Source organism: Psychrobacter cibarius, from assembly GCA_030686115.1.
In the GTDB taxonomy this organism is placed as follows: Bacteria; Pseudomonadota; Gammaproteobacteria; order Pseudomonadales; family Moraxellaceae; genus Psychrobacter; species Psychrobacter cibarius_C.
This window is the reverse complement of the sequence record CP131612.1, coordinates 3,087,811-3,110,145: the sequence shown is the minus strand read 5'-3', so window position 1 is coordinate 3,110,145 and position 22,335 is coordinate 3,087,811. Positions and strand designations below refer to the sequence as shown.

General features: G+C 40.9%; 18 protein-coding genes. 10 read left to right on the top strand and 8 right to left on the bottom strand.

Annotated features, from left to right (window positions below; translation table 11 throughout):
- Positions 1 to 131 precede the first annotated feature (131 nt).
- Both Q6344_13215 and Q6344_13210 read left to right on the top strand, forming a co-directional pair.
- Positions 132 to 1,193: a 5'-nucleotidase gene (locus Q6344_13215; GenBank protein ID WLG13543.1), complete on the top strand. Its 1,062-nt coding sequence runs from the start codon at positions 132 to 134 to the stop codon at positions 1,191 to 1,193.
- A 232-nt stretch (positions 1,194 to 1,425) separates the two neighbouring features.
- On the top strand, positions 1,426 to 2,031 hold the full coding sequence (locus Q6344_13210; GenBank protein ID WLG13542.1) for a rhomboid family intramembrane serine protease: 606 nt from the start codon (positions 1,426 to 1,428) through the stop codon (positions 2,029 to 2,031).
- An 84-nt stretch (positions 2,032 to 2,115) separates the two neighbouring features.
- On the opposite strand, the gene Q6344_13205 is transcribed toward Q6344_13210, so the two are convergent.
- The 3 genes from Q6344_13205 to Q6344_13195 all read right to left on the bottom strand — a co-directional run bounded on the left by Q6344_13205 (position 2,116) and on the right by Q6344_13195 (position 5,153).
- A complete protein-coding gene (locus tag Q6344_13205; protein WLG13541.1) occupies positions 2,116 to 2,661 on the bottom strand; it encodes a hypothetical protein in 546 nt (181 codons plus the stop codon).
- Positions 2,662 to 3,019: 358 nt separating this feature from the next.
- Entirely contained in the window at positions 3,020 to 4,888 is a 1,869-nt protein-coding gene (locus Q6344_13200) for a sodium:solute symporter family protein (protein ID WLG13540.1), read from the bottom strand.
- Between the two features lie 4 nt (positions 4,889 to 4,892).
- Positions 4,893 to 5,153 (bottom strand): DUF4212 domain-containing protein, encoded by a 261-nt coding sequence (locus tag Q6344_13195; GenBank protein WLG13539.1) that lies wholly within the window; start codon positions 5,151 to 5,153, stop codon positions 4,893 to 4,895.
- 1,110 nt (positions 5,154 to 6,263) lie between these two features.
- On the opposite strand from Q6344_13195, the gene Q6344_13190 reads away from it, so the two are divergent.
- Positions 6,264 to 7,760: an alanine/glycine:cation symporter family protein gene (locus tag Q6344_13190; GenBank protein WLG13538.1), complete on the top strand. Its 1,497-nt coding sequence runs from the start codon at positions 6,264 to 6,266 to the stop codon at positions 7,758 to 7,760.
- A 113-nt stretch (positions 7,761 to 7,873) separates the two neighbouring features.
- Here the strand turns inward: Q6344_13190 and Q6344_13185 are convergent, their stop codons facing one another.
- Positions 7,874 to 9,511 (bottom strand): electron transfer flavoprotein-ubiquinone oxidoreductase, encoded by a 1,638-nt coding sequence (locus tag Q6344_13185; GenBank protein ID WLG15221.1) that lies wholly within the window; start codon positions 9,509 to 9,511, stop codon positions 7,874 to 7,876.
- Between the two features lie 613 nt (positions 9,512 to 10,124).
- Between Q6344_13185 and Q6344_13180 the strand changes: the two genes are divergently transcribed.
- The 4 genes from Q6344_13180 to Q6344_13165 all read left to right on the top strand — a co-directional run bounded on the left by Q6344_13180 (position 10,125) and on the right by Q6344_13165 (position 13,842).
- Complete coding sequence (locus Q6344_13180) at positions 10,125 to 10,820, top strand: DUF1285 domain-containing protein (protein WLG13537.1); 696 nt, start codon at positions 10,125 to 10,127, stop codon at positions 10,818 to 10,820.
- 274 nt (positions 10,821 to 11,094) lie between these two features.
- Entirely contained in the window at positions 11,095 to 12,102 is a 1,008-nt protein-coding gene (murI, locus tag Q6344_13175) for a glutamate racemase (GenBank protein WLG13536.1), read from the top strand.
- A 165-nt stretch (positions 12,103 to 12,267) separates the two neighbouring features.
- On the top strand, positions 12,268 to 13,266 hold the full coding sequence (locus tag Q6344_13170; protein WLG13535.1) for a DUF4062 domain-containing protein: 999 nt from the start codon (positions 12,268 to 12,270) through the stop codon (positions 13,264 to 13,266).
- 276 nt (positions 13,267 to 13,542) lie between these two features.
- Positions 13,543 to 13,842 carry a hypothetical protein gene (locus tag Q6344_13165; protein ID WLG13534.1) on the top strand — a complete coding sequence of 100 codons (300 nt, stop codon included), beginning with the start codon at positions 13,543 to 13,545 and terminating at the stop codon, positions 13,840 to 13,842.
- Positions 13,843 to 13,979: 137 nt separating this feature from the next.
- On the opposite strand, the gene Q6344_13160 is transcribed toward Q6344_13165, so the two are convergent.
- The gene (locus Q6344_13160) at positions 13,980 to 15,461 is read right to left on the bottom strand and encodes a lytic murein transglycosylase (GenBank protein WLG13533.1); all 1,482 of its coding nucleotides are present in this window, start codon (positions 15,459 to 15,461) and stop codon (positions 13,980 to 13,982) included.
- 320 nt (positions 15,462 to 15,781) lie between these two features.
- Here Q6344_13160 and Q6344_13155 point away from each other — a divergent pair, with 320 nt between their 5' ends.
- The gene (locus tag Q6344_13155) at positions 15,782 to 17,497 is read left to right on the top strand and encodes a DUF262 domain-containing HNH endonuclease family protein (GenBank protein WLG13532.1); all 1,716 of its coding nucleotides are present in this window, start codon (positions 15,782 to 15,784) and stop codon (positions 17,495 to 17,497) included.
- Positions 17,498 to 17,596: 99 nt separating this feature from the next.
- On the opposite strand, the gene Q6344_13150 is transcribed toward Q6344_13155, so the two are convergent.
- The 3 genes from Q6344_13150 to msrA all read right to left on the bottom strand — a co-directional run bounded on the left by Q6344_13150 (position 17,597) and on the right by msrA (position 19,719).
- Positions 17,597 to 18,310: a DUF1499 domain-containing protein gene (locus Q6344_13150; GenBank protein ID WLG13531.1), complete on the bottom strand. Its 714-nt coding sequence runs from the start codon at positions 18,308 to 18,310 to the stop codon at positions 17,597 to 17,599.
- Between the two features lie 61 nt (positions 18,311 to 18,371).
- Positions 18,372 to 19,025, bottom strand: coding sequence for a thiopurine S-methyltransferase (tmpT, locus tag Q6344_13145; protein WLG13530.1), 654 nt, complete (start codon positions 19,023 to 19,025; stop codon positions 18,372 to 18,374).
- A 172-nt stretch (positions 19,026 to 19,197) separates the two neighbouring features.
- Complete coding sequence (msrA, locus tag Q6344_13140; GenBank protein ID WLG13529.1) at positions 19,198 to 19,719, bottom strand: peptide-methionine (S)-S-oxide reductase MsrA; 522 nt, start codon at positions 19,717 to 19,719, stop codon at positions 19,198 to 19,200.
- A gap of 203 nt (positions 19,720 to 19,922) precedes the next feature.
- On the opposite strand from msrA, the gene cmoA reads away from it, so the two are divergent.
- Together cmoA and Q6344_13130 are read left to right on the top strand one after the other, a co-directional pair.
- Positions 19,923 to 20,723 carry a carboxy-S-adenosyl-L-methionine synthase CmoA gene (gene cmoA, locus Q6344_13135; GenBank protein ID WLG13528.1) on the top strand — a complete coding sequence of 267 codons (801 nt, stop codon included), beginning with the start codon at positions 19,923 to 19,925 and terminating at the stop codon, positions 20,721 to 20,723.
- 160 nt (positions 20,724 to 20,883) lie between these two features.
- Positions 20,884 to 22,242, top strand: coding sequence for a KAP family NTPase (locus tag Q6344_13130; GenBank protein ID WLG13527.1), 1,359 nt, complete (start codon positions 20,884 to 20,886; stop codon positions 22,240 to 22,242).
- Positions 22,243 to 22,335 lie beyond the last annotated feature (93 nt).

Sequence of the window (22,335 nt, the reverse complement as noted above, 5' to 3'; positions counted from 1 at the left end):
ATTACTTAAAAGGTGGTTTTTATACTAAATGACATTATACGTGGATAACTTTTCTTATCATTCTAAGGGCTTGTGAATGTAGTAAACTGGTTGGCATTTCCGAATAGATAATTTTATAAGTAGAGAAAATCATGGCAGTCGATTTTAGTAATACGCTCATCGTCGCGATTTCTGCAACGGCACTTTTTGATTTAACCGAATCAGAAAATTATTTACTAGAGCTGCTAGAGCAGAGACCTGTAAGCGCCATAAAAGAGTTTCGAGACTATATGACCAAGCGTGAAAACGATGCTCTCAGTATTGGTGCTGGTTATCCATTAATTAAAGCTCTATTAAATCTGAATAATTATTGCAATGATGGTATGCAAGATTTAGAGGTTGAGACACCTTTGGTGGAAGTGGTCATTGTTTCAAAGAGTAGTCCAGATACGGGCATTCAAGTCCTCAATGCCATTCTTGAACATGAGCTGACTATCTCGCGCTCGGCATTTATTTCAGGCAGTCCTGTTGCTCCTTATATTAAAGACTTCAATGTCGATCTATTTTTGACGACCAATCGCGAAGATGCTCAGCAAGTGGCTGATGCCAATATCTGCGCTTGTGCGATACTCGATGCAACCCCCGTCAATACCTATGAGTTAGATACCGATCAGTTGCGTATTGCTTTTGATGGTGATGCGGTGCTGTTTGATGATTCAGGTGAACTGCTGTACAAGCAAAAAGGACTGCGTGCTTTTCACGATCGCGAAATACAGATGCGTGATTTACCGATTGAAAAAGGCCCCTATGCTGAATTGTTGATTAAACTATCAAACTTACAGGAACGTCTACCCGCTGGTCTCAAGTATTCTCCCATAAAGATTGCATTGGTGACAGCTCGCAACGCACCTGCTGATCTGCGTGCGATTAAGACATTGCGAGAGTGGGGCGTCAATGTTGATATGGCATTTTTCTTAGGAGGTTTAGAAAAAACAGCTGTACTTAGAACGTTTGCACCTCATATCTTTTTTGATGATTCTATCAAACATATCAATGCCGCTCGTCGTTTTGTGCCCACCGCTTTAGTGCCTTATCACTCGACGTCGTTATTACATAGTGACCGTGATTTGATAACTGACAAAGAGGCTGCATTGTTAGATTTTACGCCTGTAAAACGCTCCACTGCTACGCTGAGTCATCAAAACATAGATTAAAACATGAATTAAAACATAGATTAAAACATGAATTAAAACATGAATTAAAACATGAATTAAAACATGAATTAAAACATGAATTAAAACATGAATTAAAACATGAATTAAAACATGAATTAAAACATGAATTAAAACATGAATTAAAACATGAATTAAAACATGAATTAAAACATGAATTAAAACATGAATTAAAACATGAATTAAAACATGAATTAAAAGAATAGGGCATTATATGAATTGGCAGCAACTGCTTAACTTGATTATGATACGAATAAAGCAGGTTATAGGTTTATATGCTTTTGTATTAATACCGATGTGGGGCATGTTTTTTTTAAATGAAGTGGCATTATTTGGCATGTGGAATATCTTTGGGATTGTGCCTCGTGCCTTAGACGTGGGCAGCATGATTGGAGTGTTTGCGTCATGGACGATGCATGGCAATTTTTCACATTTGCTTGGTAACACTTTGACGTTGTTACAAATTTTATTTTTGTTTGGATTGTTTGAGAAGAATGCTTATCGAACAGTGATTAAGCTCATTATCGCGTCTGGATTGGTCACTTGGATCATTGGCTCGCCATTGTCAATTCATGTTGGCGCATCAGGGTTATGCTTCGCGATGCTCGGCTATATGATAGGCGGTACTGTATTTGCGCGGCGTTGGGGTTATTTGATTGCTTGTATTGTCATGGGTGCTGGCTATTGGTTGACCATCAAGCAAGGATTGATGCCGCAACAAGGTATCTCGTTTGCGGCGCACTTCGGTGGTCTATGCGCTGGATTGCTGTTAGGCGCTAATTCTAAGCATACTTATACCGCAACTTCTCAGCGCAATTGAATACATGACTATAATATAAGCCGTCTTAAATCCCTTAATAATCAGATATTTTAGCAGGGTTGTATTTGCATATTTATGAGGAGGTTAGCTTTTACCAGTACAAATACTAATGAACAACGGGTCATCTGTTGCCAACTCTCGCCATGCTGTTGTTTGCCTCACATGTTCATCAATCGTTAGCTTACTGTCTTTTTCGGGGATGACATAATCGGCACGCGCAGGAATACGACAGTTTATAACTTGTGGTACTTTCTGCACACTTCTGCGTCTTTCAAACAGATATAAATTGACCAAATATACATCTGGATTGTCTACTTGTACGCTAGCATTGGCGGTATCGGCAGCGATAAAACGTAATATTTGCGGCTTGACATAAGACCATGGGCGAAACCACTCGGTGCTTTTTGCTACTTTGACGACTTGCACGCCTGCTGGTAACTTGCTCACTTGCTGACCATACCAGTTATACTCTTGGTGTATTTGAAAGGCAAACATACCAATCGCAGCAAACAAAGGAATAAGCCACTTTGGTGCGCGTTTGCCAGCCAGTTTACTGAGGTGAGTTATAATGAGTGCCAGACCAGCCATCCCAAATGCGGCAGCAATGGTAGCGATAAACTCAAAAAGCATAAAATCTTCCTTAATGCGTTAAGCACTTTTAATTGAGCGCTTTTAACTAGGGCGTGTCCTCATTTTAAAAATGGTCATAAAAATGAGATAAATTGCCGTCAAACAAGGAAAGTAGCGCAAATAATATCGAGATATTGATAAGCTATTGACGGTGTTTGGCAAAATTTAGCCATTTTTAGCCCATTTAGAGGGTAATCGATTTAATTGAGAACACGCCCTAAGCATAGTTAATAAAGTATATTCAATAAAGCAAAAATCTAACATTTTTTATAATAAGTAAGAGATAAAAAATCACTCACAAGCAGCTACTGCCTGTGAGTGATATATAGTAACTGAAGATATATTCTCATTTATACACTTAGTGGTCGACTGCACCGCCTGCGCCACGTGGAGAGCGGACACTTTCAACCAACTCTTGAATGTGTAATGGTGGCGGAGCAGTAGCATAAGAGACAGCAAACGCTACGATAAAGTTAAGCAATGCCCCAATCGCACCAAATGATAGTGGTGAGATACCAAACAACCAATACTCTGCCGTATCAGGGAAGTTCGCTGTACCGCTAATGAAGAACCAACCTTTAAAGACAAAGATATAAACAAGGATACTGATCAGACCTGTTAGCATACCAGCGATGGCACCAACATTATTGATCCGTTTAGAGAAAATACCCATCATTAGTGCAGGGAAGAGCGATGCACCAGCGATACCGAATGCTAATGCGACTACCTGTGCGGCAAACCCTGGTGGATTTATTCCTAACCAAGTAGCAACTACAATCGCAACACCCATCGTAATACGCGCAACTCTCAATTCGCCTTTATCAGTAATGTTTGGATTAAGGTTTCGTTTAATCAAGTCATGACTGATCGCTGACGAAATAGCGAGTAATAGGCCTGCTGCTGTTGAGAGCGCTGCTGCCAAGCCACCTGCGGCGATAAGACCAATAACCCATGGTGGAAGATTCGCAATTTCTGGGTTAGCTAATACTAAGATATCGGCATTGACATCCAGCTCATTACCCTTCCAGCCTGCTGCGGTAAAGCGTCCATCAAGTTCTAGATCCTGTGCGACACGTGCAGTCTCTACGGCTGCAGTGGCAGCGGCTACATCGCCACCATCCGCTTGTGCAGCACTCAAGGCAAGCTCAGCGGCACCAAGCCCACTGTCGTTGTACATTTGGATACGACCATCATTATTAAGATCATTATATTTAATAAGACCGGTATCTTCCCATGTCTTCATCCAATCTGGACGTTGATCATAGTTTATAGGTGCTTCTGCTACCCCTTGTGGATAAATCGTATCAATCAGGTTTAAACGTGCCATTGCACCTACAGCAGGAGCAGTGAAGTATAATAGCGAGATAAATACCAATGTCCAACCAGCGGTCCAACGCGCATCAGCGACTTTAGGTACGGTGAAGAAACGGATGATAACGTGTGGTAGACCTGCTGTACCGATCATGAGTGATAAGGTAAATAGCACCATGTTTAGCTTGTTAGGAACGTCAGCGGTATAAGCGGTGAAACCCAAGTCAGTAACCACCTGATCTAGCTTGGTTAGGATAGGAACGCCTGCTTCCACATGGTTTGAAAACAAGCCCAAACCTGGAATTGGATTGCCTGTTAATTCAAGTGAGATGAAAACAGCAGGAATGGTATATGCAATCATTAGAACCACATACTGCGCTACCTGCGTATAAGTAATCCCTTTCATACCACCAAGTACAGCATAGAAGAAGACAACAACCGCAGCAATCAGTAGACCAGTCGTGTTTTCAACTTCCAAGAAGCGTGAGAAAGCGACACCGGCACCTGTCATCTGACCGATAACGTATGTGGTTGAGGCGATAATCAAACAAATTACGGCAATCATTGCTGCCGTTTTTGAATAAAAACGGTCGCCGATGAAGTCAGGTACCGTAAACTTACCAAATTTACGTAAATAAGGCGCTAGGAGCATTGCCAGTAGTACATAACCACCTGTCCAACCCATCAAATAAGTTGATGCGCCATAACCGCCAGCGGCAAGAATACCTGCCATCGAAATAAATGACGCAGCACTCATCCAGTCAGCAGCCGTTGCCATACCGTTGACGACAGGGTGAACACCGCCGCCTGCTACGTAGAATTCACTCGTTGTGCCAGCACGTGCCCAAATTGCAATACCGAAGTATAGAGCGAAAGATAGACCTACAAAAATAATATTAATCGTAAATTGACTCATGGGGCTATTCCTCGTCTACGCCGTATTGTTTATCTAACTTATTCATACGCCAAGCGTAGAAGAAAATTAAAACGATAAATACCCCAATGGATCCTTGCTGAGCAAACCAAAAGCCCAAGTCGGTACCACCGATTTTAATACCTGCTAAGAGAGGACGTAACAAAATACCAAACCCGTATGAGCATAGCGCCCAAATAAATAGGCTACCTAAAATGAGACGGACATTGGCACGCCAATAACCGGATGGATCGTTGTGGTTTTCCATAGGACAACTCCTTTTGCCTAACATAAAAACAAGATTACTGATTTGAGCCTGACAAGTTATTTTGCTTTAGCATGTATCACATGATGGAAGACAGTTCGATACGTTGTCTATAAACGGATCCTAAAATCAGTTTATAGACTGATAAAGCAGAATGACCAACCAGTAGTAAGTAACCCAATATTATCGAAAAAAAAGCAGATTTCTAGCAATCAAAGCACTGCGAAAAATACTTTTATGTGGTTCGATTTTGCTAAAAATTACATTGTAAAATATGGCTGTGGGTCGACTATAACCTAAACATCTAACAAGATTTATGGGCTATAGAATGACTGGATTTATAGTATATAGAGATGAGGATTTATGGAGGAGGGTCGTTATTGATTGACAGTCCTCTGTCTTATTATGCTCATCATCCCTGATGATATTGTCTGAATATTTCAACTTATTATTCATGCCAATAAGTATTGCAATAAATATTTATGAACTTATTGGGAATATATACAATATTGACTTAATTAACAATAAATAAATTTTATTTACTTTATGTAACTAAATGTTTGCTTTATGGAAACCATGGTCAACTTATGTTAGAGAGAGTAGCTAAAAAAACGGCTGTTGTTCAGGTGCTGTGCTAAAACCTTATTTATATTAAGGATTTAGTTTTATAGAGGTATTAGAGCATTATTAGCAATAAAAGTCATTCATTCTATAAATATAGCCTATACTTTGCTTAATAAATATTATGACAGTGACTATTTTTTTTGGAATGATGTTTATATGAATACGTTTTAAAATCTAACTGTTGTACCTAGTCTTAAAAGTTTTCTTTAGTATTCCATAAAAAAAATATTTTTTTGATCTTTATAGAAATACCTTGCAAAAGTTCGTAATTATTTAATTTTTATAATAGAGGTTTGAAATAGTTAAATAATCTCTAGTCAGTTAAAATGTAGCGACAGGATGTTAGTGATTTACTTTGCCAGTATATTGATCAGATATTTACTGTTTCATGAGTAGGCAGAGGGATTAGTAAGCATTTTTAAATATCATTAATCACATCAATCCATAAAATATACTAGCAGTATAAAATGTAAGTGAGAGGATAGCAGTATGGGTGAAGGGATAGCAGGTTGGTTTAATAGCATCGTCAATTATGGTGTCAGCATCATTTGGGGCAACAATGATTGGTTGATTGCGAGTAACCCTTGGTATGGATTACTGATGTTCGTACTAATTGGTGCGGGTCTTTATTTTACCATTGCCACACGTTTTATTCAGTTTCGCCACTTTGGGCATATGTGGCAGCTATTGCGCGTGTCCAATCAAGGGCGTAAAGATGGCGGCATCAGCTCATTTGAGGCGCTGATGACCTCATTGGCAGCGCGGGTCGGTACAGGTAACTTGGCAGGGGTCGCAATCGCGATTTACCTTGGCGGTCCGGGTGCAGTATTTTGGATGTGGATGACTGCGATCGTCGGTATGTCGACCAGCTTTATCGAATCAACATTAGCACAAGCCTATAAAGTGCCGCACAATGACAATGTGTACCGCGGTGGACCAGCTTATTATATCGAAAAAGGTCTCGGTCAGCGCTGGCTAGCGATATTTTTCTCATTATGCTTATTAGTAGCGTTCGGCTTAGCCTTTAATGGCGTGCAGTCAAATACCATCGCACAAGCGACCAACGAAGCATTTGGGGTTCCAACGTGGATGACAGGCTTGGTATTGGTTGTATTAGTTGCACCAGTGGTATTCGGTGGTTTGCGCTCGGTTGCTCGTATCGCGGGTAAAATCGTACCCGTGATGGCGATTCTCTATATCCTATTAGCCTTGTTCATTATCGTGACGAATTTTAGTCAATTCCCAGCGGCGATTGTGTTAATTGTTAAATCAGCATTTGGTTTTGAGCAAGCAGCAGGCGGGGTGATTGGTTATGGTATTGCTCAGGCAATGATTAACGGTATCAAGCGTGGTCTGTTTTCAAACGAAGCGGGTATGGGTTCAGCGCCTAATGCGGCGGCAACGGCGAAGAGTCATCCCGATCATCCAGCGGTGCAAGGATTTATGCAAATGCTGGGTGTATTTATGGATACGCTTGTCATTTGTACGGCAACGGCGTCGATTATTATTTTGTCCGGTGTGGTCGATCCTAGTGTTGAGCAAGAAGGTATTCAGCTGACTCAGTTGGCACTGTCGCAGTATGTGGGTGATATGGGTGTTATCTTCGTTGCGATTGCTATTTTCTTCTTCTCTTTCACCTCTATCATTGCCAATTATAGCTATGGTGAGTCAAATCTTGAATTCATCTCTGGTGCCAAAAATGCCAAAGTCATGATCATGATATTCCGCTTTATGGTACTTGGTATGGTATTTGTGGGTGCTATTGCCAGTCTTCCTGCCATATGGAACTTCGCTGACTTATCAATGGGTCTAATGGCACTCGTTAACTTAGTGGCTATTTTAATCTTGTCACCCGTAGCGCTGCGCATATTGCGTGATTACGAGCGTCAGATTAAAGAAGGTAAAACTGGCGATCAAATTAAGTTTAATCCTGATGACTTTGTGAAGCTTAAAGACGAAGCCAATCGTGATGCATGGACAGATTAATCTCACCTGATTAAAGATAAACTTGTCTCATGTGTCGAAGTTAAAAAAACCGCCCTTATGAATTCATAAGAGCGGTTTTTAGTATCAGAGATTAATCCTAATATTGTTTATATTTACATATTAGGATAGTTAGGGCCACCGCCACCTTCTGGCGTTACCCAAGTGATATTCTGTGAAGGATCTTTGATATCACAAGTCTTACAATGCACACAGTTTTGCGCATTGATCACAAACTTAGCTCCTTCGGCATCTTTTACCACTTCATATACCCCAGCTGGGCAGTATAAACGGGCAGGCTCAGCATATAGCGGTAAGTTAATTGAAACAGGTACCGTTGGATCAGTCAGTTTCAAATGTACCGGCTGGTCTTCTGCATGATTAGTATTAGAGATAAATACCGATGACAGCTTGTCAAATACCAGTTTGCCATCAGGCTTGAGGTAGGTTGGCTGAAAAGCATGATTGGCACGCTCTAACTGATCATAATCTGGCAGGCTGTCATGTAAGGTAAGCGGCATTTTACCCTTTAATAAGTTGTGCTCGATAAAGGTAAAAGCACCGCCCATAAACAGACCCATGCGATGTATTGCAGGCGAGAAGTTACGTGACTCATAGTTGTCTTGATACAACCATGACTCTTTATACATGGTGGTATAAGCAACGACTTCATCATGCTGACGATCGGCCTGTAGTGCCTCAAAGATGGCTTCGGCGGCTAACATGCCTGACTTCATCGATGTGTGTGTGCCTTTGATTTTAGCAGGGTTCAAGAATCCAGCATCATCACCGACCAATACACCACCTGGGAAAGTAAATTTCGGTAGAGAGTTTAAGCCACCTTTGGTCAAAGCACGTGCGCCATAAGAGATACGCTTGCCGCCTTCCAATACGTTTTTGATGACGGGATGGGTTTTTAGGCGCTGCATCTCATCGAATGGCGACATATATGGGTTGTGGTAAGACAAGTCAGCGACAAGACCAAAGCTTACTTGGTTGTTTTCGTCGAAATATAACCACCAGCCACCAGTAGAGCCTGTTTCGGTCAATGGCCAGCCAAGACCGTGCATGACCACGCCTTGCTCGTGTTTCTCAGGGGCTACGTCCCACAGCTCTTTTAGACCGATACCATAATGCTGAGGATCTGAGTCTTTATCAAGATCAAAACGGCTGATTAAGCGCTTACCTAAATGACCACGGCTGCCTTCGGCAAAAATAGTGTATTTAGCAAGTAGCTCATAACCTGGCTCAAAGCTAGGCTTGGCTTCGCCATTGGCAGCCACACCCATATCGCCCGTTAAGACACCACGTACAGAACCGTCGTCGTTATATAAAATATCATCTGCAGGGAAGCCTGGGAACATCATGACTTCAAGCTCTTCAGCTTGTACCGCCAACCAGCGCACCACATTGCCCAAGGAGACAATATAGTTGCCATTGTTGTGCATCGGTCCTGGAATCAACGAGTCAGGTACTTTAGTAGAGCGCGTGGCTGAGTTTAGATAATAAAAGCGATCTTCGGTCGCTGGCACATTAAGCGGCGCGCCTTTTTCTTTCCAGTCTGGTATCAGCTCGTTCAAGGCGCGTGGTTCGATGACAGCACCTGATAAGGTATGCGCACCAAACTCAGAACCTTTTTCGACCACACAAACCATAAACTCATCATTACCAGCAGCGATAGCGAGCTGACGCAGGCGGATAGCAGCAGATAGCCCAGCAGGTCCACCACCAACGATGATAACGTCAAATTCCATGGATTCACGTTCAATCTCAGGCTCTGCCGCGACAGCTTCTACTACTGGCTCTGGCGCTTTGTCGATAGCGACTGTTTCAGCTGGCGCTTCTTGGGTCACAACGGCTGACTCTGCTTTATCTAGATTTGCCGTCTCTGTCGCTACTGATGGGTCAGTATTCACAGTGTCACTATCAATGACTGGCTTTTGATTGTCTTGCTCTTGCATACCTACTCCTAAACTTTTAGTGGCTTATCTCAGGGCATCATTAGCTTAACAATTGAATAATAGACTTGCGGCGCTAACATTACTCAGACATATGGCTGCCCGATAAAAACTTTCTTTGCGACATCAATTGACCATGTTACTGTCGAGATCCATGTATTTAAGGATATCAACACATCACGTAAAATGTGTCATTAACACAACACCCACTTGACCATTTCAATAAAAAATCGTTACTCATTATAAAAGAAAAGTCCTACAAACACGATACGCATTTATGAGTATCGATGTTAAGGTAAGATTGAACTAATGAGGGTGCTAAGATGATATGTTTTCATCATACCCGAAACTAAAATTTATAGTAATAATAGATTTGCCAAACTTTGAATGCTAAGTAAAGGATTATACGATGAATAACAATAATGAAGACATAATTCAAAACGATGAAACGGCAGCTAAACCGCCAAAAGACGTACTATCTGAGCTAAATAATATAGATTCTCTCAGTCAGTATCTAAAGTCTACCGTAGGCAAACGTGAAGGACGTGCCATCCCACCATTGGATAAATGGCACCCAAAAGATGTGGCCGATATGGATCTGGTCATAAAAGCAAATGGCGAGTGGTGGCATGAAGGCGGGCAAATGACCAGAGAGTCATTGGTGAGCTTATTTGCGACTATTCTATGGAAAGAAGACAATAATGGCATCATTGAATATTTTTTGAAGACGCCAGTACAGAAAATTCGTATCCAAGTTGAAGATGCCCCTTTATTAATCAATGACGTCGGTATCGTCAACGAAGGCAATAACCGTTGGCTAGAATTTACCACAACGACTGGCGATGTGGTGCGTTTAGATGATGAGCACACCATCACATTAAAGGCGTATAATCCTACAGGCAATGATACGATTGATCAGCAGACAGCAATGGATATGCAGGTACGTCCTTATATGCCCGTTAGAAATGGTTTGGACGCACTTGTTGGGCGTAATACTTTTTATCATTTGACCGAAATTGGCGAATTGACAGAGCAAAATGGTGAGACGATACTGACGTTACAAAGTGGCGGAAAATCCTATGAGCTGTCGATGCCAGCCAGTTAACGCAAGGGCTCAAAGCTATGTATCTGTCAAATAATTTACGGTTTAGATATAGTCAATCCCATATAAATCACATACGGTGTCAGACTCGCTTAGTCTACTATTTGTAGTACTTTCGCTTGTCCTCCTTGTATCCAAATTATATTGAACCGACTATAGCGATAAATCACCAGATAATTACTGTAGTATGCTAAACAGCAAACAGCAAACAGCAAACAGCAAACAGCAAACAGCATAAAGATGACAATATGTATATAAAAATGGCAGTAGAGTAGTGATGGATATTGCTGCAAGTAATAGCTTAAATAGGGTGAAAATGCGCTCAGATAGCTTTGATGGTAAACATGTTGAGCATGTCGAGAGTGCAACTAATGCTAAAGCTGACATCCATAAAACGAATATTGGCACAGTTATAAATAATAAAAAGCGCAATGCGCCAATCGGATTGTTTGACTCTGGTGTCGGTGGACTGTCAGTTTATCTACATTTGGCACAGCAGTTGCCTGCCGAGCGTTATGTCTATTATGCAGACACCTTAAATGTGCCTTATGGTAATCGTGATAGCGCCGATATTGAAGCGTTGACTTTAACAGCCGTTGATTGGTTGTATGAGCAGGGCTGCAAGCTCATTGTTATTGCTTGTAATAGCGCCTCAGCTTATGCTTTGGAAACAGCCAGACGGCGTTATCCGCAGCTGCCTATCGTCGGATTAGTCCCGGCGCTAAAGCCCGCCATATCGGCGAGCAAAACTGGTCGCGTGGTCGTTTTAGCGACTAAGGCTACCTTGAATGGCACATTGCTTAATGAGGTCATCGATCACTTTGCTAAACCCAACAATACGGTAGTGACCAAATATTTTGATCCGCAATTGGTACCTTGGGTAGAGGCGGGAATGCCAGAGCAGGATGATACTGCTTTAAGATTACGCCAGCAGCTCACATTATTTGCTCATGATGGCGTTGATCAATTGGTACTAGGCTGTACGCACTATCCATTTTTCAAAACGTTTTTGTTAGATGAGATTGCTCAGCAGCAATTGGCGATGCAGGTCGTTGATTCTGGACAAGCCATTGCTGAGCGAGTTAAGCAGCTATTGGCTGCAAACCAGCTGTCTGCATTGGTTGACAATACCCCAGATGATCATTGTTTAGAAACAACTGACAAAACAAAAGTTGTCATTCGACCGCCATTGATTTTTTATGCGACTAAGTTCGATGATAAACTGGGTACTTTAATAGCGCGTTTGCTTGGCAAAGACGCCATCTTGCAATACTGTTCTGAATAGGCGCAGCTAAAGGTGTTTATATCAAACCCATAACCATAATATTGATATATTAAAAATAAATTGAGCTTATTTTTATAAGATTATGCTAGGCTGTGCAACACAAGATATTTGTGCTCTATTTTATATCATATTATTCTATGTCATGACCTAAGCTTAGAGGTGATTGTGCCAAACCGTCGCTATCATATTCACATCATATGCGCTGACAATGATCAATTGTTGGTCTTGGACAGCTTGGCGATATTTTTTCAGTCGCGGGCTTTCTTGACCTATGATGTGTCGAGCCAATTGCCAAAAGCATCGCTATATGGTCGACAATGTATCGACTCCTGCGATTATGCACTGATGCTCATTGGAGACAGTTATGGCACCGTGCAAAGGAATGGCGTTAGCCAAATGCATTTGAGCTATTTGAATGCCAAAGCCAAGCTCAAACCGTTAATCATCTTAATCAAAAATCATCATCCAGATGCGAGTATCAGTCGTCAACTGCAAGAATTTATTAAGTCGGTAACTCGGCAGGACAATACGATATATTATTATGATACAGAAACGGATATTGAGCCATTACTTGTACAAGCTTACTATAATGCAGTGACCAATCATCAGGTCGTTGGTGGATGGCTGAGAGCTAATGAGGAGATGATTAAATTTAGCAAGCAAACCGTGGCGGAACGGTTTGCAGATCTATTGTCTACTGACAAAACGCTAAAGGAAAATAGCCCCCCTGCTGATGAGTTCGTCTCTGATGATGTGAGTAAGCCCATTGTATTGTTAGAAGCTTTTGATATTCAATATAGTGCTCAAGCTTATGCAGGTGGCAACCTAACCGATGTTACCAGACCCTTGACCTTAACATGGCAAGAGATATTGATCGCCTTGATGAAAATACCAGCGACCTTTTCGAGCTATGGCTTGCAAAATGCTGTGAATCGCTTGATAGCGTCAAAAGCTGAGCAAGACATCAAAAAAGAGATGCCGAATGTCCATGCCGTCTCGCGCTGCCAAATTTCTCAAGATGATTTGAACCAGCTACAACGTCAGCTAGTGAGTGCAAACTGGATACAGCTCACAACCTATGGCACTCGCGTCTCGCAAGAACTTTGGAAGTTGACCTTCCATGCAAAAAATCTATTGAACGAAGTCCATCATAACTCCCAATGATTCGTATTTTGCACTAATAATATTCCTGCCTTCCTTATTTAAAAGTAGTCATAGCCTATCTGCTGTAAAGAGCACACGTGTGGCTGTGACTACGTTTTGTAATACAAAGCATACGCGTCAACGGTTGTGAATCCATTTAAGACTGGTAATATTAAGACTAATCAGAGATTGATAATAAATACATTATTTATATTAAAATTACTGACGTATATATTGTATACATACAAATCGAATGTATATAAATCGCATAATAATACCGACTAAGGAGAGCACCTGATGAGTAACGCTAAAAACGATGCATTAAAAAAAGAGCTTGATGGCTTAGAAGAATCTATGCATGCTGCCGAGCAGTTTCATACCTTAGAAGAGCAAGTAGCGGACATGAAGCGTCGCGGTATCGACCCTAGCCAAGCTTACAAAAACTTGGACAGAAAAGAAGAAGATGCTGATTGGGGCGATGCTACTTGGAAAGAGAATGGCAAGTGGGAACCAAAAACGCCTGCTGATCTAGATGAAAAAGCACGTGAGAACTGGGATGGTGACAATGGTAAACCAAACCCACCACCGATCGTTTAAGTTAAAAGCTGACTAAAAAATCAAAAATAAATCCTATGAAAAAAGCCACGTTATTATTAACGTGGCTTTTTTTATGTGCTTAATCTAGGGCGTGCTTAGCCTAGTATGTGCTTAACCTAAGATACATCCGCGGAATACTAAGAACCTTCGTCAACACGAACGAGCTTCACCACACCGTCGCTACCAGTGACACGGCGATAGCGTGTGTTACCAGAGGTAGGTGATTGTGCAGAAGGCTGCGTCGAGTAAGTATTAGGAGTACTCGTTTGCTGCTGAATCAACTGTCCCATACGATCAGCAGAGGCAGGGTTTAAAGGCTGGCTATTCGACGGCTGTCCGTATTGATTGCCGTATTGCGTACTTTTCGGGGCTGTGTTTCCAGCATCTCCAATGATTGCGCGGTAGAATTTCTGTCCTGCGCGGCCATCCGCTGGCAAGATACCACGACTAGATTGGTATTGCTGAATCGCGATACGGGTATTGTCGCCAATAATGCCGTCAACACCACCAATATCGTAACCCGCGTTCAATAACGCCTGCTGGATATCTTTGGCTTGCTGGCGACTGATACCAGGGTCATCGGTAGGCCATGCCGTGACAAAGTCAGTTTTGCTGCTGTCCTCTTTAGTGATTAAGTCTGATAAATGGGCGATTGCCAATGCATAATTTTCTGACGCATTATAAGAATAAAACGTATCAAAGTTTTTACCGACTAAGAAAGCAGGACCATCTTTGCCAGCGGGTAATAATAGACCAGCACTACTCAAATCGTTTGGCAATGGACTGCCATTGGCGAGCGTGATACCTTGATTGCGCCAGTGGCTAATAGACTTCTTGTTTTTACGGTCAGACGCTGCCCAAAACCCACTGGGTAGCTTGACTTCGTAACCCCAAGGCTCGCCCGTGCGATAGCCGCGCTTATCTAAGAAGTTGGCGGTAGAGGCTAGCGCGTCAGGCACACTATTGACCAAATCACGGCGACCATCGCCATCAAAATCAACTGCCAACTCTAAAAAGGTACTTGGCATAAATTGCGTTTGCCCAAAAGCGCCCGCCCATGAGCCTGTCATATCACTTGGCGCGATATCACCGTTTTGGACGATTTTTAGCGCATTAGCGTATTCACCTTGGAAGTAGCTCTGACGGCGATCAAAACAAGACAGCGTCGCCAAAGACTCAAACAAAGGTTTTTTGCCCAATGTCTGCCCAAAGTTTGACTCAACGCCCCATACACCTAGTACGTGCTCGGCTTTGACGCCATAGCGTGATTCAATTTGACGTAGCGTATCCGCCCATTGGCGCTTGGCACGGATGCCATCTTCTACACGCTCTTTATCGACCAGTGAAGATAAATAATCCCAAACGTCTTTTTGAAACTCTGGCTGATAATTCAATGACTGAATCACGCTAGGATCAGGCTGGCTAGGGCGATAGTTATTAAAAGTAGAGCTATCAACGCCTCGAAATTTGCTAGAGTTTTTCAAACCGTCTAAGCATTGTTGAAACTCGGCATTAGATAAGTCTGGCGCTGGTGGTTTGGCTGCTTGAGCAGTGCTAGCAAAACTCAGCCCAACAGCAAGGCTAAGTAGCGATAAAGTAGAAACTGGAGTCAAACGCATGAAAATATCCTATAAACGTTGAAATAGTTATTAAAAGAGAAAGCAAAGCAGATTGGTGCAGTTTGGACTTAGAGTAACCAATCTCATTGGTAAAGAAAAGGTATCGAAGTAAGCTGTTACTATAAATTGACGGTGGCGTGAGGTTGAGAGAGGGTTTAAGTGAAATGACTGCTTCAACTAAAGTTGTTTACTCACATTAACAGGTCACATTATTTATTCTGGCGTTGTTATACTATTGATACAGTTACAAAACCTACAACCATAAATAATGTTACTTTTCAAAATACTGAATTAATCACTTAATCCTTTTAGGAAAAACTATGACAATGAATTTCAATACGACAAATAGCACTTTTCGTCAGTTATTAGGTAATGGTCTACGTTATAGTGTACCTGCTTTTCAGCGTGATTATTCATGGTCAGACCTAGAGTGGGAAGAGTTGTGGCAAGATATAGAGGCACTATTTATCGAAGATGCTGAATCTGCACATTATATGGGGTATTTAGTACTGCAAACTACAAATAATAAACAGTTTGATATTATCGATGGTCAGCAGCGATTAACAACACTTAGTATTCTAATTCTAGCAGGTCTAAGTTTTTTAAAAGATATGGTAAGTAATAGTGTCGACGCTGACCGTAATGGCCAACGTTTACATCAGTTGAAAAATGACTATATTGGCTATACTGACCCAGTTACTCTGATTGAAACACCAATCTTAAAGCTGAACAGGCACAATGATAAGTATTATCGTAATCACTTAATCACATTGGATAAGCTGCCACAACGTGGATTACATGCTTCTGAACATAGAATTCGTAAAGCTTTTGATTGGTTTAAAAATAAAATTAAGCAGAAGTTTGGGATGGAAAGTTCTAGTGGTCAGAATTTTGCACAGTTTCTAGATGATTTAGTAGATAAATTGTTTTTCACAGTTATTACTGTGAACGATGAGCTCAATGCTTTTAAAGTATTTGAGACGCTCAACGCGCGAGGTGTTCGTCTTTCTTCTACTGACCTATTAAAAAATTATTTATTCTCTTTAGCTAGTGCTGACGAATTGCATGATACTCAAATAAAACACTTAGAAGAACGGTGGGAAAGCATTGTTACGTTATTAGGAAACGAGAGTTTTCCTGAATTCTTAAGAGTCTATTGGAATAGTAGACATAAACTCATACGCAAAACAGATTTATTCAAAACGATTCGTAAACATATTAAAAGTAAAGAGGACGCGTTTAAGCTTGTCAAAGAAATTGAGTTGTCGGCTGACGCTTATACTGCCTTGAAGGACATACAAGATGTTCGATGGTCGGAAGAATCAAAGTATTTGAAACAATTAAGTATGTACAGGGTTAAACAGCCTTTCTCGGTACTACTTGCAAGCTATGAAAATTTTTTTGAAAGTGATAGAAAAGGATTTTTATCAATCGTACGTGCGATAAGCATATTATCATTCCGTTATAATGTAATTTGCAATAATCCACCTAATGAACAAGAGCGATTTTACAACAAAATAGCAGTTAGAATTGAATGCAAAGAGTTAAGCTCTGCAAGCTTAGTAATTAAAGCGTTAGATGAAATCTATCCTAAAGATGAGGTTTTTAAAAGTGCATTTGCTGCCAAGCAACTAAAAACTACAGACAATCGCAATAAAAAAATTGTTCGTCACATTCTATGTGAAATTGAGAAAAATGTTAGTGGAGTTGGTAGAGATGAAAATGATGATAAGTTTAATATCGAACATGTCTTACCTGAGAATCCCGATGACTCTTGGGATGATATTGACGATACTAAGATTGACTCGATGACTTATCGATTAGGTAATATGACTCTGCTGGAAACTAGTAATAATCGTGAGGCATCCAATAAGTCATATCAAGAAAAATTGATGATTTATTCTAGAAGTAGTCTAACTATGACTCAAAATTTACCGAAAAATTATAATAAATGGAATTTAAATAGCATTGACAGCCGTCAAAAAAAGCTAGCAAACCTTGCCACTAGTATTTGGAAGATATCAGAATTATCTTAAAACTGTAATAGATATTAAAGATAATCTTATTCAAATAAGATTGACGATTCTAAGTATTTCTAAAGCCTCAAACCAAGTTTGAGGTTAAGCTGCACCCAACTACTCCACCAAAACCCCATCCAACTCATTAATAAAGTCATGAATACGCTCAGCATTTTTACCCAAATCGCTCCCACCAACCCGTGACTTGCTACGAATATCTACTAGACGTTCACTACTGTTATCCGTAATACGCACGACGACATCATCTTTAAAACCGAACCAAGCAGTCGTATCGGTCGCTTCAATGACACCTTTGTCAGCATCGATATTGACAAGCTCCCAACCTAAATTATCGATGGCTTGTTTGGTTGCCTCAATCAACTGAGATTTTGACTGGCTATAGCGCAATGTTTGTAATTCAGGGTAGGCGGCGCGCTGCTGCGTTGCAGTCTCTACACCTGCATACTCAACTGGGTTTGGTGCATTAGCGCGCAGTGGGGCAATGGCCACAAATTCAGGTGGATTCACTAGGTCGGTTGAAATATCGTGAATGGGCGGTACATTTTTGGCGCTATTCATCATGCTTAGTGGAATAGCAATGGCAGTGATAGCAAGCGCTGCTGATGTTAATACGCTACCAAGGCTAGCCGTGTCTCGTTTAAATAAAAGCTGTATGACTAATAGTACCAATGCTGCGATACCAGTAAATACACCAAACTTAAACCCTGCAAACGCAGTCGCTAAATCGATTAAGCCAAATTTGTACAGCGGACCTGCGAGTGTGACTAGTAAAATAGAGATTAAACTTATCAGCCCAACGAATATTTTCATTCAATTTCTCCATCATAATTTAGTACTGATTAATCGCTACGCAAACGGCTTTATTAACCACTCATTTCAACAACCAAACATGCTCAGAGGCTGTTAGCTCAGGTGCCGATCCTATAGAAGTAGGTTCACTCGTCAGTTCGTTGATATGATAGTTATCGCCATAATATTGCTGTATTTGCTCGCTACTGATAGAGAACGGCGGTCCCGCTTTTTTGCTTTGGTCATAAGCGAGAGTGATGATAAATTGTGGTGCATTAGCACTGAGCTGGTACATTTGCGCACTATATTGCACACGCATATCAGCCGGTAGCGCAATCAATGCGGCTTTGTCATATACGGCATTTACAGATCCAATATCCTCAGTCGTTAATGCAAAAATATCAGCAACCCATAAGGTAATGGTTTGTCCTAATAACTGACCTTGATAGTATTTAATCGCTGAATTGTCGACATGCTGGTGCACAGTAGGGGAGATATTCTGCTCAGTAAAGAATGCTTGTACAGCTGTTTCCACCAATTCAACGCCTACAACGTCGTAGCCTTGCGCCGCCAGCCAAGCCATATCAATCGATTTACCGCAAAGAGGGACAAAGACACGGCTACCAGCTGGCAGGTTTAACTGCTTAAAGTAATTTATTAATAATGGGTTCACTGCAGACTGATTAAAGCCAATGCGTTTCTCTTGCCAGCGGCTGTGCCAAAATTCAGCGTTCATACCTTTGCCTTTATTCGTTGAGGGTTATATTTGAGTTGTTTCTATCATAACTGTTTGAGTGAGAATGCTAAAGATGTTAAAAAGCCAAACGCTCATACAATAAGCGTTTGGCTATAATGAAATACTAAGATATTTTTTTATTCCAAATAAAGAAATATCTTCATTTTGTGGTTTAGCTCACCATATATTGACTAAACTCTTTACGCAATTTGGCAAGCTTTGGCGGTATGGCAAAGTTGCAATACCCTTGTCCTGGATTCTTCTTAAAGAAATCCTGATGGGTCTCTTCTGCTTGATAAAACTCAACAGCTGGATGTACTTCGGTGACCACATTGACGCCCATATCGCGCAGTTTGTTGATAGTGCGGTCAATCGTTGGTTTCTGATTTTCTTCGGTATAAAAAACCACGCTGCGGTACTGGCTACCGACGTCATTGCCTTGACGATCCATTGTGGTGGGATCATGGGTGGCAAAGAAAACATCAAGTATCACTTCTAACGGGACGATAGAGTCATCGAACTCAACTTTAATGACTTCAACGTGCCCTGTATTGCCACTACAGACCGCTTCGTAGTTGGCAGAAACAGCGTCACCGCCCATGTAGCCTGAGACGACAGATTGCACACCTTTTACGGATAAAAATACCGATTCGGTACACCAAAAACAGCCGCCACCCAAAATAATGGTTTGCATAATCTTTCCTATTTTTATAAATATAAAATGCGAGCCAAGTGTTTTTTACTTAGCAATACGTATTTAGCTTAGCAGGGCATCTGACTGCGATAAGTAACAAACAGTAATGTTATAATGGGCTTTTGCTACGTCGTGCCGCTTTCAGCTAATAATGACAAGCAAGACCATCAATTATCTCCTAATTTAAGTTCTATCATCACAAAATGAGTCGCACCATGAGTCAATCTAAGCCTGCTATTGTTAAACACGACACCCTATTTGACAAACCGTTTACCACGCCACTTGATAAAGCGGCACGCTTCTCTTTTGATGAGCAAGTGGTGGCTTGTTTCCCTGATATGATTCGTCGCAGTGTGCCCGGTTATGGTCAGGTGCTAGCGATGCTGCCCATATTTGCCCGACGCCATTGTAAGTATCGTCAACAGAGCGATAGTGGTCAGCGCGTCAGTCGAGTGTATGATTTGGGCTGTTCACTTGGCGCAGCAAGTATGACGTTGGCGGGTGAGTTTGAGCCGCAAGATTTGCAGATTAAAGCGATTGATATCTCACCAGCGATGACGACCGAAGCGACCACGCTATTGAGTGAAAATTATCCTGCGCATGACATCGAAGTGATTACCGCTGATATTCGCGATGTGGAACTTGAACCCTGCGATATGGTGATTTTAAATTTAACGCTACAGTTTTTGCCCGCTGCCGATAGAGTCGCAGTATTAGAGAAAATTTATGCAGCGTTAAGTGAAGGCGGGATACTGGTATTAACTGAAAAAACCCATGCTTTTGATGAGCAATATGATGCATGGTTGGTTGAGCGTTATTATGACTTCAAGCGTGCCAATGGTTATAGCGAGATGGAAATCAGCGGCAAACGTAATGCGTTAGAAAACGTATTAATTACTGATACGTTAGACGAGCATCATGCACGTTTGAATGACGTTGGCTTTCAGCGGCATCTCACATGGTTTCAGTTTTTGAACTTTGTGTCTATTGTGGCGTTTAAATAGTGGGGTTTGAATACATAATGGGAGTTGATCCTTCCATCTGCTATTACCTGCGTTTCACACATTAGTTGAAATAGGCATTCATTTTCTCAGTGTGCTAGATGCGCTTTACAGCATCGCATATTTTTGCTGAGCTAGATTGAAATTAAGAAGGAACGATAAAATGGATATGGACATTACGGCAAAAACATTCGATGGACAAGGTGGGCGTGACGAATTTCAACGTAAAAGTATCGCTGAAAAAGCTATTAAGCTCCTAAAATCTAATATAGATATTTCACCAATGGTTATTGATGGCAGCTGGGGCACAGGTAAAACCGAGTTTTGCCATAAACTTATAAATCTAATGAAGCAAGATGATACACACAATATAATTTATATTGACGCTTTCAAAGCTGATCATGTTGATGAGCCTTTGATGACTGTATTAGCAGAAATTATTAAAATCTTACCTGAAGGGCCACGTAGAAAAGCTTTTATAAACAGAGTATTGCCAGCTGTACGGTACACCCTAAAAACAGTTGCTAAAGCTGGCGTTTCTCATCTTCTGAGACAAGATTTTGCTGACGTTGCAAATGATTTTGATGAAGTAATTCAAAAAACAGCTGATGATTCAATAGATAAAGCAGCAGAGTTGATACTCAAAGATCATGTGGAGGCAGAAAAGAGTTTAAAAACATTACAAACCGCTCTAACTGCCATTGCATCCCAAGACCCTATTATTATATTTATAGATGAACTTGATCGTTGTAGACCAAACTTCGCGGTCGATATGCTTGAGATAATCAAACATACCTTTGATGTAGAAGGTGTTAGCTTTGTACTTATCACTAATACCCAGCAGTTAAGAGCTTCTATAAACCATTGTTATGGTCAGGCAGTTGATGCACAACGCTACTTAGATAAGTTTATAAAGTTTAGGTTTGAATTACCTTCTCTTTCTAGTAGGGGTTATCAATCTCCTGTTTTAGCTGCTAAACAGCATTTTTTCAAACTAGCGTCAGAAAAAAAGTGTTTACCTGCTGATTATTTAAACGATAATTATTTTGAAGCAGCGATTGAGGATTTAGTTCGCTCTCGTAGTCTATCTCTTAGAGAAATAGAGACGTTGATTTTACATATACAAATTGCACAGACTCTATCTGAATCAGCAATATTTGCTGAACGACAATATTTAGGTTATAAGCTGCTCCGATTAATTGGTATCTTATTAGTATGTTATAGACCAGAGCTATTAGATCAGGTTAAAAAAGGGATTATTGATGCCAAGTTATTGGGTGAATTTCTAGGAGTTAAAAAGCTCCCTACTTTTGAGTCAGGTGTAGGTGCACCAAAACCCTTCGAAGTAATTATGTTTATTATAGCTAAGGGTTGTACTGAAAATGCTGAGTGGTATAAGCCGTCGGAGGAGAAAAAAGAACTTTGGGACTCATATGAGAGTGGTTTTATGGGAAATTTTCCAGTTCCTCAAAAAGCGATAAATGAAATTATAGAAACAGCAAATATAATGGCTTTCGAATAATATATAAGTTTAAACCTTAGGATTGGGTGATAACGAAACGTAAACTGAGTTATTAAAGATAGATAACCTATGCCACGCATATTTCATGATCTC

What these genes read in the sequence shown, in the direction of transcription:
- Q6344_13190 (WLG13538.1), top strand. Translation starts at nt 6,264, where the DNA reads ATGGGTGAAGGGATAGCAGGTTGGTTTAATAGCATCGTCAATTATGGT.
- Q6344_13180 (WLG13537.1), top strand. Translation starts at nt 10,125, where the DNA reads ATGAATAACAATAATGAAGACATAATTCAAAACGATGAAACGGCAGCT.
- Q6344_13130 (WLG13527.1), top strand. Translation starts at nt 20,884, where the DNA reads ATGGATATGGACATTACGGCAAAAACATTCGATGGACAAGGTGGGCGT.
- tmpT (WLG13530.1), bottom strand. Translation starts at nt 19,025, where the DNA reads ATGAACGCTGAATTTTGGCACAGCCGCTGGCAAGAGAAACGCATTGGC.
- Q6344_13205 (WLG13541.1), bottom strand. Translation starts at nt 2,661, where the DNA reads ATGCTTTTTGAGTTTATCGCTACCATTGCTGCCGCATTTGGGATGGCT.
- Q6344_13210 (WLG13542.1), top strand. Translation starts at nt 1,426, where the DNA reads ATGAATTGGCAGCAACTGCTTAACTTGATTATGATACGAATAAAGCAG.
- Q6344_13165 (WLG13534.1), top strand. Translation starts at nt 13,543, where the DNA reads ATGAGTAACGCTAAAAACGATGCATTAAAAAAAGAGCTTGATGGCTTA.
- Q6344_13185 (WLG15221.1), bottom strand. Translation starts at nt 9,511, where the DNA reads ATGGAATTTGACGTTATCATCGTTGGTGGTGGACCTGCTGGGCTATCT.
- murI (WLG13536.1), top strand. Translation starts at nt 11,095, where the DNA reads ATGGATATTGCTGCAAGTAATAGCTTAAATAGGGTGAAAATGCGCTCA.
- Q6344_13215 (WLG13543.1), top strand. Translation starts at nt 132, where the DNA reads ATGGCAGTCGATTTTAGTAATACGCTCATCGTCGCGATTTCTGCAACG.
- Q6344_13200 (WLG13540.1), bottom strand. Translation starts at nt 4,888, where the DNA reads ATGAGTCAATTTACGATTAATATTATTTTTGTAGGTCTATCTTTCGCT.
- Q6344_13150 (WLG13531.1), bottom strand. Translation starts at nt 18,310, where the DNA reads ATGAAAATATTCGTTGGGCTGATAAGTTTAATCTCTATTTTACTAGTC.
- Q6344_13155 (WLG13532.1), top strand. Translation starts at nt 15,782, where the DNA reads ATGACAATGAATTTCAATACGACAAATAGCACTTTTCGTCAGTTATTA.
- Q6344_13195 (WLG13539.1), bottom strand. Translation starts at nt 5,153, where the DNA reads ATGGAAAACCACAACGATCCATCCGGTTATTGGCGTGCCAATGTCCGT.
- msrA (WLG13529.1), bottom strand. Translation starts at nt 19,719, where the DNA reads ATGCAAACCATTATTTTGGGTGGCGGCTGTTTTTGGTGTACCGAATCG.
- Q6344_13160 (WLG13533.1), bottom strand. Translation starts at nt 15,461, where the DNA reads ATGCGTTTGACTCCAGTTTCTACTTTATCGCTACTTAGCCTTGCTGTT.
- cmoA (WLG13528.1), top strand. Translation starts at nt 19,923, where the DNA reads ATGAGTCGCACCATGAGTCAATCTAAGCCTGCTATTGTTAAACACGAC.